15 protein-coding genes are annotated in these 13,793 nt (G+C 33.7%); 1 reads left to right on the top strand and 14 read right to left on the bottom strand.

Annotated features, from left to right (window positions below):
• Positions 1-13 precede the first annotated feature (13 nt).
• Complete coding sequence (locus F8154_RS10085; RefSeq protein WP_151861497.1) at positions 14-1,210, top strand: pyridoxal phosphate-dependent aminotransferase; 1,197 nt, start codon at positions 14-16, stop codon at positions 1,208-1,210.
• A gap of 103 nt (positions 1,211-1,313) precedes the next feature.
• Here F8154_RS10085 and F8154_RS10080 read toward each other — a convergent pair whose 3' ends face one another.
• The 14 genes from F8154_RS10080 to F8154_RS10015 form a co-directional block, all read right to left on the bottom strand.
• On the bottom strand, positions 1,314-1,928 hold the full coding sequence (locus F8154_RS10080) for a helix-turn-helix domain-containing protein (protein ID WP_151861496.1): 615 nt from the start codon (positions 1,926-1,928) through the stop codon (positions 1,314-1,316).
• Between the two features lie 167 nt (positions 1,929-2,095).
• Positions 2,096-3,088, bottom strand: a complete 993-nt coding sequence (locus F8154_RS10075) for a M42 family metallopeptidase (protein ID WP_151861495.1) — start codon at positions 3,086-3,088, stop codon at positions 2,096-2,098.
• Positions 3,089-3,103: 15 nt separating this feature from the next.
• Entirely contained in the window at positions 3,104-4,144 is a 1,041-nt protein-coding gene (locus F8154_RS10070) for a M42 family metallopeptidase (protein ID WP_151861494.1), read from the bottom strand.
• Complete coding sequence (locus F8154_RS10065) at positions 4,135-5,187, bottom strand: M42 family metallopeptidase (RefSeq protein WP_151861493.1); 1,053 nt, start codon at positions 5,185-5,187, stop codon at positions 4,135-4,137. Before F8154_RS10065 ends, F8154_RS10070 begins: the two co-directional genes overlap by 10 nt.
• A 25-nt stretch (positions 5,188-5,212) precedes the next feature.
• Entirely contained in the window at positions 5,213-5,986 is a 774-nt protein-coding gene (locus tag F8154_RS10060) for a CheR family methyltransferase (protein ID WP_192930243.1), read from the bottom strand.
• An 84-nt stretch (positions 5,987-6,070) separates the two neighbouring features.
• Positions 6,071-7,225, bottom strand: a complete 1,155-nt coding sequence (gene rpsA / locus F8154_RS15300) for a 30S ribosomal protein S1 (RefSeq protein WP_151861491.1) — start codon at positions 7,223-7,225, stop codon at positions 6,071-6,073.
• A gap of 45 nt (positions 7,226-7,270) precedes the next feature.
• Positions 7,271-8,113, bottom strand: a complete 843-nt coding sequence (locus tag F8154_RS15295) for a 4-hydroxy-3-methylbut-2-enyl diphosphate reductase (protein WP_151861490.1) — start codon at positions 8,111-8,113, stop codon at positions 7,271-7,273.
• Between the two features lie 188 nt (positions 8,114-8,301).
• Complete coding sequence (gene cmk / locus F8154_RS10045) at positions 8,302-8,958, bottom strand: (d)CMP kinase (protein WP_151861489.1); 657 nt, start codon at positions 8,956-8,958, stop codon at positions 8,302-8,304.
• 130 nt (positions 8,959-9,088) lie between these two features.
• Positions 9,089-9,529 carry a hypothetical protein gene (locus F8154_RS10040; RefSeq protein WP_151861488.1) on the bottom strand — a complete coding sequence of 147 codons (441 nt, stop codon included), beginning with the start codon at positions 9,527-9,529 and terminating at the stop codon, positions 9,089-9,091.
• Positions 9,530-9,546: 17 nt separating this feature from the next.
• Positions 9,547-10,779, bottom strand: coding sequence for a BaiN/RdsA family NAD(P)/FAD-dependent oxidoreductase (locus tag F8154_RS10035; RefSeq protein ID WP_243141227.1), 1,233 nt, complete (start codon positions 10,777-10,779; stop codon positions 9,547-9,549).
• A 13-nt stretch (positions 10,780-10,792) separates the two neighbouring features.
• Complete coding sequence (locus tag F8154_RS10030) at positions 10,793-11,404, bottom strand: histidine phosphatase family protein (RefSeq protein ID WP_151861487.1); 612 nt, start codon at positions 11,402-11,404, stop codon at positions 10,793-10,795.
• Between the two features lie 124 nt (positions 11,405-11,528).
• On the bottom strand, positions 11,529-12,404 hold the full coding sequence (locus F8154_RS10025; RefSeq protein WP_151861486.1) for a MurR/RpiR family transcriptional regulator: 876 nt from the start codon (positions 12,402-12,404) through the stop codon (positions 11,529-11,531).
• A 17-nt stretch (positions 12,405-12,421) separates the two neighbouring features.
• The gene (locus tag F8154_RS10020; RefSeq protein ID WP_151861485.1) at positions 12,422-12,970 is read right to left on the bottom strand and encodes a 2-oxoacid:acceptor oxidoreductase family protein; all 549 of its coding nucleotides are present in this window, start codon (positions 12,968-12,970) and stop codon (positions 12,422-12,424) included.
• A 1-nt stretch (position 12,971) separates the two neighbouring features.
• The gene (locus tag F8154_RS10015; RefSeq protein WP_151861484.1) at positions 12,972-13,793 is read right to left on the bottom strand and encodes a 2-oxoacid:ferredoxin oxidoreductase subunit beta; all 822 of its coding nucleotides are present in this window, start codon (positions 13,791-13,793) and stop codon (positions 12,972-12,974) included.

The following is a 13,793-nucleotide window of genomic DNA, read 5'->3' as shown; positions in this document are numbered from 1 at the left end:
AGGTATTAAAGCCATGAATTTTTCTAAAAGAATTACTTCTATGCAGGAATCTCCAATCAGAAAGCTGGTTCCATATGCACAAGGTGCAAAGGCCGCTGGTAAGAAGGTTTATCACCTAAATATTGGACAGCCAGATATTGAGACTCCAGATTCTTTTATGGAATCTATTAAGAGCTTTGATGAAAAGGTTTTAGCGTATTCCTTATCTCAAGGAATGCCTGAGCTAATTGACGCAATGGTTCAATACTATAAAAAGTACGATATGGATTTTGAGGATGATGAAATCCTAATAACAAATGGTGGATCTGAGGCTCTATTATTCTCTATTATTGCTGTAGCAGATGCAGATGATGAAATTCTTGTTCCAGAGCCCTTCTATACTAATTATAATGGCTTTAGCTCAGCTGTTGATGTTAAGGTAGCGGCTATAACATGTAAAGCAGAGGAAGGATTCCATTTACCATCTAAAAAAGCAATTGAGGAGTCAATTACCCCTAAGACTAAGGCCTTTGTTTTATCAAACCCTGGTAACCCTACAGGTGTTGTTTATACTGCTGAAGAAGTTAAAATGCTGGCAGACCTAGCTAAGGAGTACAATTTATTTATTATTGCAGATGAGGTTTATAGGGAATTTGTTTATGATGGTCTACAATATACTAGCTTTGGTAATATGAAGGAAATTGAGGATAGAGTTATCATAGTTGATAGTGTATCTAAAAGATATAGTGCCTGTGGTGCAAGAATTGGTTCTATAGCATCTAAAAACAAGGAACTAATCAAGCAAATTTTAAAGCTATGTCAAGGTAGATTATGTGTTCCTACTTTAGAGCAGATAGGAGCAATTGAATTATATAAAACACCTGAAAACTACTTCGAAGCAGTAAATGAAGAATATGAAAAAAGAAGAAACATTGTTTATAATTCTTTAAATGAAATTCCAGGAGTTCTTTGTAAAAAGCCTACAGGAGCCTTCTATGTAAATGCTAAGCTTCCTGTTGATGATGCAGAGAAGTTTACAATATGGATGCTGAAGGACTTTGATGTTGATGGGGAAACTGTTATGATTGCACCTTCAGAAGGCTTTTATGCCACACCTGGATTAGGTAAGGATGAGGCAAGAATAGCATATGTATTGAACGAAATGGACCTTAAGAAGGCCATGAATGTTTTAAAGCAGGCTATTGAAAATTACCCAAATAAAACAATATAATTAGAATTAGAAATGCACCTACTAAAGTTAGAAGCTTTATCTAACCTATAGGTGCATTTTTATCTCAGCGGCGTACTAGCACTCCCACTTCTTAAGCGGGAGTTTAATATTTTATGCTGCTTTTTGACTTTCCATTAAACATACGCTGGAAAAATGATTTATTTTGAGCCTGCTCCCTTCTAAGCTTGTCCTTTAGCTCGGCTACCTCATAGGATTTTTCCTTTACCTTCATTTTTAACTTTGCATTCTCACATATAAGTACATCCTTTTCTTGATTATTTAACTTATTCTTAAGCTCGTCAATCTTCTCAGATAGCTCTTCTATTTCTTTTCTAGTGTCAATATTCTTTATTGATTCATGAACCTGCATACTTAAGTATTGTGTTGCCTCCTTAAGCAACACCTCATAGTTTTTTTCTTCATTTCGATTCACTTTAGCTGGAGCTGAAACAGCAACCTCTTTTCTAGTTTTAGTATCCAAAGAGATTTTTGGTGATTTTAATACCTGTTTAATCTGTGAATTCGTTAGACCCTTCTCCTGCATACTCTTTATATATAATAAGTCCTCCAGCTCCCTATATGTAAAATACCTTCTATTACCAGTATCTCTAGGAATTTTTAAACTAAACTCTTTTTCATAAAAGCGAATGACATGAGGTTTAAAGCCAGTTAGTTCAGCAATCTCATTTATTGAATATACTTCATTATTTGTTCTCATTACTATATCCCCCCTCTATAATCTTTTCAATAAATATATTAAATTTCCTTTACCTTCAAGGGAACTTTCGTAATACAAATTCCTTCATAAATCGTAGTTTTTTTCATATGGTAAAAAATTTGACAAAAAAAGAGGAGCTACTAACTCCTCTCTTAAAAAATTGATTTTTAATTATCGAAATCTGTTTGACTTAGTTTAACAGATAAATCTATTGCTGCCGATATATCTGACAAATAACACATTTCACAGTTGCTATGGATATATCGTGTTGGTATAGATATAACACCTGAAGGTACTCCACTTCTTGTTAAATGTATTGCCCCTGAATCTGTACCACCGAACTCTAGTACCTCTAATTGATATTTTATGTCACTATCCTTTGCAACCTTTATCATGGTATCCTTAACCTTTGGATGGCATAGTAATGAGTTGTCTCTAATTTTAATGGCTGCACCTTCCCCTAGCTTAACAGCCATTTTTTTTGCATTAGGTGTATCGCCAGTCATTGTAACATCTACCGCAATTCCATAATCGGGATTGATGGTATAGGCGGAAGTTTTTGCACCTCTTATTCCTACCTCCTCTTGAACTGTAAATACAAAATATAAGTCGTTTAAGCTGTTTTTTATTTGCTTTAATGCTTCAATCAAAACAAAGCATCCAACCCTATCATCTAGTCCTTGAGATATAACTTTTTTATCATCTATTAATGCTTCACTATAATAAACACATACGTCTCCAATTGAAACCATTTCTTCTGCTTCCTCTTTAGATTGTGCACCAATATCTATAAAAAGCTTATCAAGCTTTAAATCCTTAATATCGTCAAGCTTCTCACATCCAACTACCCCTACTACACCATTACTAAAAATAACTCTTTGTGACATTGTAATTGAAGGTGATAATCCTCCAACGTTTGTAAATCTTAAAAAGCCTTCTTTGTCAATAAAAGTCACCATTAGCCCTATTTGATCCATATGGCCTGCAAACATTATTTTTTTCCCGTTACCTTTTTTTCTTGCTATTAAGTTTCCTAATGGATCAACATTTATTTCGTCTACATAGTCTTTAATCTCCTGCATAATAAAATCCCTTATAGCTGCTTCGTTACCAGATGGAGAATAAACTGAACACATTTCCTTTAATAGTTCTTTATTCATTAAAAACCCTCCTTACTATCTTAAGCTTTGTTTAAAAATATTTTCGTAACTATTTGCTTTTTCAATAAACCTTGACAATAATGCTAGAGTGTTATTATAATCATCCTTACTTAATACTGAAACAGGAGAATGTATGTAACGACATGGTACTGCCACAGATACACATGGAGTTCCTCCCTTTGCGGTATGAAATCTTCCTGCATCATTTCCACCAAAGGATGCTCTACGATACTGCCATGGAATATTATTTTCCTTCGCTATATCTATCATTAAATCAATATATTTTCTGTTATATATTGAGGTTCTATCCATAACGGAAATAGCTGGACCTAGATCAAGGGAAGTTACTTGTAGGTGAGGATCAATTGCTGAAACATCTGAACAGGTTGTTCCTTCAATTATTATAGCAAGGTCTACATCCACTTGATTAGCTGCTACCTCAGCACCCCGTAGTCCTATTTCCTCTTGGACAGTAAAAATCCCTGTAACTGTAACTTTTTGTGGCTGTTTTAATAGCTCAATTAGAATTCCACAGCCAACCCTATTATCAAGTGCCTTTGCCTTTATTCTATTATTTCCAAACTCAACATATTCACTATCAAAATAAATGTAGTCACCTACAGAAACGATGTTTTCTGTTTCTTTTTTGCTTTTTGACCCAATATCTATATATAGCTCATCTATTGCTATTGCTTTTTTTCTTTCATCAGGTTTTTGCATATGAACCGCCTTAGCTCCAATTACACCTGGAATTCTATTATCACCAATTATTACTGGCTTTGATACTAAAATTCTGCTATCTATTCCTCCAATGGTGGCAAACTTAATTAAGCCATCCTTGTCAATACCCTTAACCATAAGCCCTACCTCGTCCATATGGGCTGTTAAAGCTATGTTAATGCCATCCTTCTCACCATTTTTTACTGCTATAATATTTCCCATTCTATCAACTTTTACTTCATCAACATGTCCTTCTAGCTCTTCTAAAATTAAGTTTCTTACAGCCCCTTCATTGCCAGAAACACCTAAGGCATTTGTTAATCTTTTTAATAGCATAGGAATTCCTCCAAGTCTGTGTCATTTAAGCTTGATACAAAACAGGCCAGCAGCTTACCAGTTTTATCAATGTCATTAAGACTAATAGTTTCAACAGAGGTATGCATATACCTTAAGGGAATAGAGATTACAGCAGTTGCTACACCAGATTTACTAACCTGCATAGGCCAAGCATCTGTTCCAGAGTGACCAGTTGCTATTTCCACCTGATAGTCTATGTAATTATTTTTAGCAGCCTTCTTTAACCCCTCCATTACCTTAGGATGTATGTTTGGTCCTATGGTTAACGCAGGTCCCTTATCCATATCAATAGTATCGAACTCCTTTAGCTCAGGAGTTCTGCCAAAGCCTACATCTATGGCAATACCGATATCTGGCTCTATTTCATAGGTTGCTGTAATTGCCCCTCTTGTTCCTACTTCTTCTTGTACTGTAGCTACTAGATAAACATCTAAATCATGCTTTACATCCTTTAAATGCTTTAAGCAGGAATACATAGCCACTACACCAGCACGATCATCTAAGCTTTTGCCTGTAAACCAGTTGTTTTTTAAAGAAACAGCCTTCCTCTTAATGGTTATTATGTCACCAATAGAAATGTATTCCTTTAGCTCTTCCTTTTTATACCCTGTATCAATCATAAGGTCCTCCATCTTGAGGGCCTTGCTTCTATCCTCATCACTGGTTAGATGTGGTGGTTTTGCCCCAATAATGCCATATATTTTTTTGGCACCATGAATAATTACCTCTTGACATAATAGTGTTCTTTGATCTATACCACCAATATTAGTAAACCAAACAAAGCCATTTTCATCAATATCCTTAACCATTAAGCCAATTTCATCCATATGTGCCGCCAGCATAATTTTTTTACCATTAGCTTTACTTCCTTTTTTTAAGCATATTAAGTTTCCTAATGAATCGGTAGTAACGTCATCACATAAAGGCTTAAAGAACTCCTGTATAATTGTTGAGGCTTCCCCTTCGTAGCCAGAAACACCATAGGCCTCTGTTAATCTTTTAAGAAAATCATAGTTACTCAAAATTCATCCTCCCTTCATAAATAAATCATTTCACTTTTTGATAGAAAAATGTTTTTAGTGGAGTAAGTCTATATCTATTAGGTAAAATAATTTGCTCAGTACTACCTACAAATAGAACTCCATTGCTATCTAAAGAATCATGAAATCTGTGATACATTTTATTTTTAGTCTCTTCAGTAAAATATATCATAACATTTCTACAAACAATTAAATCGCATTTTTCAGGATACGGATTTTCTAGTAAATTGTGTTTTTTAAAGGTCACCCTATTCTTAATACAATCCTTAATCATGTAGCTATCATTTATTTTATCAAAATATTTACTAATAAATTCTGAGGGCAAATTCTCAATGCTTTTTGAGGAATAAATACCTGTTTTAGCTTTATTCATAGCACCATCATCTAAATCTGTTGCTAAGATATTAATTTCATTTAGCTTGAAGAACTTGGTTAAAAGCATAACAAGTGAATAGGGCTCTTCTCCTGTAGAGCAAGCGGCACTCCAAATTTTCAACTTAGATTTATGCTGAAGTAGAGATGGTATAACATCCTTTTCAAGAACGTCCCACTGTTGTTGGTTTCTATAGAATTCTGAAACATTTATAGTTAAATAATTAATAAACTCATTCAATAGTTTTGTATTGCTACATAGAGCTTGAAAATAATCTTCATAGGTATTGAACTGATTTCTAGAAATTAAAGAATCGATACGCCTTTTCATTTGTCTTTCTTTATAGCTTGATAAGTCTATTCCTGTTTTTTTATATACTTTACCAATAAACCCATCATAATCTCTCATTATGTATCATCTCCCTAATTCAACTTAAAAAGCAAAAATTTATAGGAAGCTAAGAAGGAACTTTCCTATGTAAAAATAAAGAGTCTAGGACTCTTTATCTTCATCATTAACTACATTAGTTACATCACCAATAGTAACATTGTCATTTTCAGTAATATATTCAGTATCCTCTTCTGTTTTATTAGCTGCTGCAATACTTAAGCTTATTCGTTTTTGCTCCAGATTAATATCTAATATTTTTACATTCACAACCTGTCCTACTTCAAGCTCTTGTGATGGCTTACTAACAAACTTATCACTTATCTCTGAAATATGAACAAGTCCATCAAGTCCTGGTTCTAATTCTATAAACACTCCATAATCAACCATTCTAACGACTTTTCCTTCAACTATATCTCCAATACTATAGTTTTCTTCAACTAAATCCCACGGCTGTGGTTGAGTTTGCTTAAGTCCTAAGGATATTTTTTCTGTTTCAGAATTAAAATCTAAAATCTCAACCTCTACCTTGTCTCCGATTTTTAATATATCAGATGGATGTTTAACTCTATTCCATGCAAGGTCTGAAATATGAATTAATCCGTCAATGCCGCCTATATCAACAAAGGCTCCAAATTTTGCAATATTCTTTACTTCCCCTTCCACTCTTGAACCTACTTTAATCTTTGATAATACTTCTTTTTTCATTTCAGCCTTTTCATTAATTAATACTACTTTTCTTGATATAATAACTTTATTTTTTCTTTTATCAATTTCAATAATTTTAGTGTTAAAGGTTTTACCAACATAAGCTGATAGGTCTTCTACATAGGAATCTGATACTTGGCTTGCAGGTATAAAGCATCGAATCCCTCTTGAAATAGAGATTAGTCCACCCCGAACAACTTCTATTACCTTTGTTTCTAATAGGGCCTCTGAATCCTTTATTCTCTCTAGGTCATCCCAGCCTTTTTGAACATCTACTCTTTTTTTAGATAAAAGAACATTACCTTCGCCGTCATCCAGCTTTATAACATAGACCTTTATTTCGTCTCCTATTTTAACCATGTTTTTAGGATTAACATTTGGCTCATTTGATAATTCTTCTCTTGGAATAATTCCATCCGACTTATATCCAACATTAACCATGATTTCACTATCTGTAACATTTATTACTTTACCAGTTACTATATCACCTCTATGTAATCTAACCATAGATTTTTCAATTTCCTCCATATAGTTCTGCATCTCATTACTCATTATAATATTACCTCCTAATAAATTAATTTTATAAATAAAACATAATTAAATTTTTTTTAGTTTTTCAATTAACGGTTCTATAAGCCACTGTGGGGTAGATGCCCCTGCTGTTACTCCCACAACCTTAAAATCCTTAAGGTCGTCCTCTACTAAGTCGTCTACAGATTCCACATGAAATGTAGCATTTGGCTTCTCTGCTCTACAAATTTCAACTAATTTCTGAGTATTTGAGCTGTGGTAGCCACCTACTACAATCATTGCATCCACTTCCTTAGCCAGCTTTCTTGCAGCATCTTGTCTTTCCATAGTAGCGTTACAAATTGTGTTAAAGATTTCTACCTTATCTCCTTTTACTTTTAACAGCTCAGTAATTCTATTGAAATGTGACACAGGTATAGTAGTTTGTGCCACTATACATAGCTTTTTTGAGTATGGGACATCTTTTACATCCTCTTCATTACTTACTATATATGATTTGTAATTACACCATCCGTTAATACCAATTACCTCTGGATGCTTAGGATTTCCAATAATCACTATTTCATATCCATTTTGACAATAATCCTTTACTATATTCTGAATTCTTCTTACAAAAGGACAGGTAGCATCTATTATATCTAAAGAGTTGCTTCTAGCTTTTTCATATACCTCCTGTGGAACACCATGGGACCTAATAATTATACTTCCATCAGTAATTGCAGAAATATCATCCTTAACTGAAACACCCTTTTTTTCTAGCTCATTTACCACCTGTTGATTATGAATTAGTGGGCCTAGAGAGAATAACTTTGCTCCCTCAGTCTTTCTGCTGGTTTTATCATAAACCATATCAATTGCTTTTTTTACTCCAAAGCAAAACCCAGAATAATCTGCCAATACAACCTTCATAGATAACCTCCAAAATTTATCTCAGCGCCTTTACTAACACTCCAGCTTCTTCATCAGGTGATAATTGCCGCCAAGCTTCCAAATATGTGGAACTAAGATACTTTATAAAGAAAGCAGACCTATACAAATTCTATAAAACATATAAAATTCCTTCTTATGTTTAAAAATTTATTAATTTTACCTATTATTTATATTCTTTCATTTAAGAAAGAAATTATTTGTCTAATTACCTCTTGAATCGATTTACCTGTTGTATCTATAACTATAGCATCCTCCGCCACCTTAAGGGGTGAACAGCTTCTTTCTTCATCCATTTTATCACGTGTAATTATTTCATCTTCAATTTCAGCTAGGTTTACTTCTAATCCCTTTTCCTTCAACTCAATATATCTACGCTTTGCCCTCTCTTCAACTGAAGCTGTTAAGAATATCTTTAAAGTTGCATGTGGTAAAACCTTTGTACCTATATCTCTGCCATCCATCACAACATTTTGATTAGAGGCAATTTTTCTTTGCAGGTCTACTAATATATCTCTAACCTCTGGAATTCTGGCAATAAATGAGACATTTTTGCTTACAATAGAGCTACGGACCTCATCATTTACCTCTTTATTATCGATAAAAATGTTACCCTTTTCAAATGCTATATCTGTATTTTTTGCTACTTCTAACACCCTTCTAAGGTCATTAACAGATACTTGCTTATTTAATACTTGGTGGGTTAAGGCCCTATACATGGCTCCTGTATCGATATATGTATAATTCAATCCTTTAGCCAGCTCTTTTGCAATAGTGCTCTTTCCTGCTCCAGCAGGACCATCTATAGCTATTTGAACAAATTCCATCATTTTCCTCCTGTTAAATAAAGTAAACCACCAATCCTTGGTGGTTTTTGTTCTACTTAGATCGGACTATATCCAGATATTTTTAGTTTTATTATACATTAACTTCTACTATTACTCAAGTGGGTTGTATTCATATAATTCTAATGATAGCTATAGTTTTTCTATTTTTAATATTATATATTGCACCTTCAGTAATACCAGATATGTTATTTGATACCTCCTCTATATAGAGGTTTATTGGATTACTATACATGCTGCTATTTAATTCAAGAACGTCTCTATCCTTTATATCCACTTTAATTAGCCTATTGTTACCAAAGGTATCAACAAGCTCACCATTTATATATACTTCTATATTGGGATATAGGTCTTCCTCTAGCCTTAGGGTAATTGTGCCACTTTTATCTATTAACTGACTATAGTTAATGCCAGTTTCTCTCCCCAGCATTACAACAGAATTTCTGAGCTGAAACATTTTTATAGAATTAACTATCACAACAGCAGAAAGCAAAATCAAAAAGCAAGTTAAAAGTACCCTTTCAAGTCTTTTAATATTTTCTTCTATATTCATCACACCAGCTCCTTAAGCTATGAGTTTAAGCCAGCCAAATAACCTGTTGAAAAAGCAATATGTAGATTATAGCCGCCTGTTAATGCATCTACATCAATTACTTCACCAGTAAAGAATAATCCCTTAATTAGCTTTGACTCCATTGTTGCTGGATTAATCTCTTTAACTGATATACCTCCTGCTGTTATTATTGCTTCATTTAGTCCACCTAAGGACTTAACAGTTAGTTCTAGTCGCTTTAATGCCATTAATAGCTGATTTCTTTCCTTCTTAGTTACTTGATTCAGTTGCTTTTCTGGGTTAATTTTAGTATTTTTTAATAAAGCAGTAATAAAGTTTTTTGGAAGAAAACTATTTAAGCAGTTTTTTAATGAATCATTTCTATTATTAATCCCATTAATCAATAAATTATTAAGCTGATTTTCACTAATTGATGGTAATAAATCTATTTTTAATTTGGGAATCTCCTGCCTATCATATTCTAAAATATATGCTGATGCCTGAAGTACCGCAGGACCAGATATACCATAATGGGTAAATACTAAGCCCCCTGATATAATATTCTTCTTATTCCTTTTCCCTGAAATAGTTATATTAACCTTTTCAAGGGATATACCCATTAGCTGACGAATCCATAGCTCTTCTATAACAATTGGAACTAAGCTCCCCCTAACTGGAACTATAGAATGGCCTACTGACTTTGCAAGCCTATATCCATCACCATTGCTGCCTGTATAGGGATATGATTGACCCCCTGTTGAGATAATTACAGTATCTCCCATTACAGTTTGTCCATTTCCTAAAGAAACACCTTTTATTTTATTTTCGGAAACAATTAAACCCTTAGCTTCATTATTTAATCTTATGTCTACATTATTTGCAATAAGCTGATTTTTAAGTAATGCAATAACATCTTCTGCTTTATTTCCTTCAGGAAAAACCCTACCCTCCTCCTCTATTCTCAGTGACAGGCCTAGCTTCTTTAATGTATTTATTAAATCTTGGCCAGACATTGCTTTAAAGGAAGGATAAAGGAATTTTCTGTTTCTTACAACCTTTTCTAGCATCTTATCGGAGGATGCTGCATTAGTAATATTACATCTTCCTCCGCCTGTTATTCTAAGCTTAGTGCCAAGGGAATTATTTTTTTCTAGTAGTATTACTTTTTTATCATTATTAGCAGCAGTAATGGCCGCCATCATGCCAGATGCACCGCCCCCTACTACAATTATTCTTCTTCTGCTTATCAAATTAAACACCCTCTTATATTATTTCCATATAGCACATATCGTTATACTTAACTAAAACAGGTCCCCTTGATTTAAATTCAATAATGTTTAAGCTACAATTTCCCTGCTTAAGTCTATAAAAATCACAAAGCTTCATATTTAAAAAGGATAGTAAAAAAAGCTTAATTATAGTACCGTGACTTACTATTAGTACGTTTTTGTCGTTACTGACTTCAGATATTTTTTGAATAAAGGACACTATGCGATTTTGTGCTATTTCAAGACCTTCAGCTTTGGGTATAGTAGCCTTGTGGGGATTATTATGCCATTCCTTTAGCTCATGGGGGTACCTACTGTCTATCTCCTTAAGGGTTAATCCCTCCCATTCACCAAAGCCTAGCTCTATAAGTGCTTCATCGTAATGTGGGGTTTTGTCTACTGCTTTTCCTATAATTGCTGCTGTAGATTTAGCCCTTTCAAGATTACTTGAATATATTACATCTATTTTTTCTGAAACAAGCCTTTTAGCCAGTTTTTCTGCTTGTAATATCCCTCTTGTAGTAAGGGCAGAGTTTTTTCTGCCTTGGGTTCTGCCTTCACTATTCCACAGGGTTTCACCATGTCTTACTAAAATCAGCTTTCTCATAAGCTATTTTCACCCCTATATAATATTTGTAAGGAAATGCTTAGACTATAATAACATATAATTACATATTTTATGTATTTTTTATAAAAAAAATAGCCCAGCTGGGCTATCCTTATTAATCTACTTACTGATTTCCTTTACGATCATATATATTATATTTATACCAAATATTTTCTAGTTTGTTAAAGTATTCCCTGATTTCATCACGTTCTCTCATACCTACAGCAATAATTAATGCATTTATTAAGCTTAATGGAGCAACTAATGAATCTACAAAGGAAACCATATTACTTTTTGCTGTTAAGCAATAGTCTGAGATATTAGCAATTGGCGATAAAAGACTATCAGTTATTCCTACTATAGGAACACCTTCTTCTCTTAAATGATTAATTACCTCCAATGTTCTATTAGAATATCGTGGATAACTGATACATATTACTAAGTCTTTATTACTAATCCTCAATAGTTGCTCAAATATGTCACTAATTCCATATCCAACAATTTTTACATTGTCTAGTATTAAATTAAGATAAAAGCCTAAGTACTCAGCTATGGCAGTAGAGCTTCTAAGACCGATTATATAAATTCTTTCTGCCTCAAATATTTTATCTATAACCTCTTGAAACTCTTCGTAATCAATGTTTTCTAAGGTTGACCGAATATTGTCCATATCGGATTTTAGAACCTTTTTTAATATAGCTCCCTCATTTGAGTATTCGTTAGCCATCTCAACCCGTTGAACAGTAGTAAGCTTTGTTTTTATTATCTCTTGAAGTGCCTTTTGTAGCTCAGGATAGCCTTCAAAGCCAAGGGCGTTTGCAAAGCGAACTACAGTTGATTCACTTACTCCAACTTTAATACCCAGCTTCGATGCAGTCATAAAGGCTGCCTTATCATAGTTATCAATTATAAATTGAGCAATTAGTTTTTGTCCTTTACTTAGCTTTGAGAAGTTTTTTTGGATTTGTAAAAGCAAATCCTTTTTATTCTCGTCAATCATATGAATGTACCACCCTATTAAATATTTTTAAACTCTTCAGCCAATAAATATCCCTGTTGTAATGCAGCCTTATTTAGTTCCTCAGTACCCTTTGGAACCCTTTTTAATACTGCCCTTTCTAAAGAGGCTTCAGTTACAACCTCTGTAACCACTCTAATCACACCTAATGCAACAATATTTGCAACCATTGATTTACCAATTTTTTCAGCTGCAGTTTCAATAATTGGTATTTTAATTATTTTATATGCCTTGTTTGTAAGGTCAACCTCAACATTTGAATCAATAATCAAAATTCCGCCTTCCTTTAATGCCTTAATATACTTATGATACGCCTTATCGGTAAGGGCCAAAAGAAGATCAGCCTTTTCAACCTTTGGATAATCAATAGTATCATCACTTATGATTACCTCAGCCTTACTGGCACCCCCCCTTGCCTCTGGTCCGTAGGATTGAGATTGTATTGCGTTTTTACCATCAAGAAGAGCAGCTTCTGCAAGTATTATTCCTCCAAGGATAAGGCCCTGCCCACCGGATCCACTGAGTCTTATTTCTTTTTGGTTTACCATATTATCTCTCCTTTTGGTATTTTTTTATTATTTTCATATATTCTTCTGTATATTCAGGTTCGGTGGTATTTTTAAACTCTCCAATTATAAACTTGTTTTCTAATTTTTCAGGTGGAAGCTTATCTACTACCTTAGCATCTACAGCAAAATCCTTTAAATAATTCATCATATTTACAGCAGCACCTTTTTTATTCTTTCTACCATAATATGTTGGGCATATACTAATTGCATCTACCAGTGAAAAGCCCTTATTAGAAATTGCATTTTCTATTATTTTTGTCAATTGATTAACATGATATGCTGTTCCTCTGGCGGTATAGGTAGCCCCTGCTGCATCTGCTAATTTACAAATATCAAAGGCTTTGTCAATATTTCCAAAGGGAGCAGTTGTTCCAAATTCATTAGTTGGGGTAGTAGGTGAATATTGACCACCAGTCATTCCGTATATGTTGTTATTAAACACTATAGCTGTAATATCAATATTTCTTCTGGCGGTGTGTATTAAATGATTACCCCCTATAGCTGTGCAATCTCCATCTCCAGTTACTACTATAACCTTTAATTCAGGATTTGCTAATTTTACTCCCGTTGCAAAGGCTAAAGCTCTACCATGGGTAGTGTGAAGAGTGTTGAAATCAAGGTAACCAGGAGTTCTTGATGAGCAGCCTATACCTGAAATAACACAAACCTTCTGCTTTTCTAAATTTAAGTTTTCTACCGCCTGTGCTAAGCTCCTCATGATAATTCCATGTCCACAGCCAGGACACCATATATGTGGTAATCTATCTTCTCTAAAATTATTTTTAATTAATTGACTACTCAT

Origin of the sequence: Alkaliphilus pronyensis, assembly GCF_009017275.1 — a bacterium.
GTDB lineage: Bacteria > Bacillota > Clostridia > Peptostreptococcales > Natronincolaceae > Alkaliphilus_C > Alkaliphilus_C pronyensis.
The sequence above is the reverse complement of the archived record's forward strand: the minus strand, read 5'-3'. Positions and strand labels throughout refer to the sequence as shown.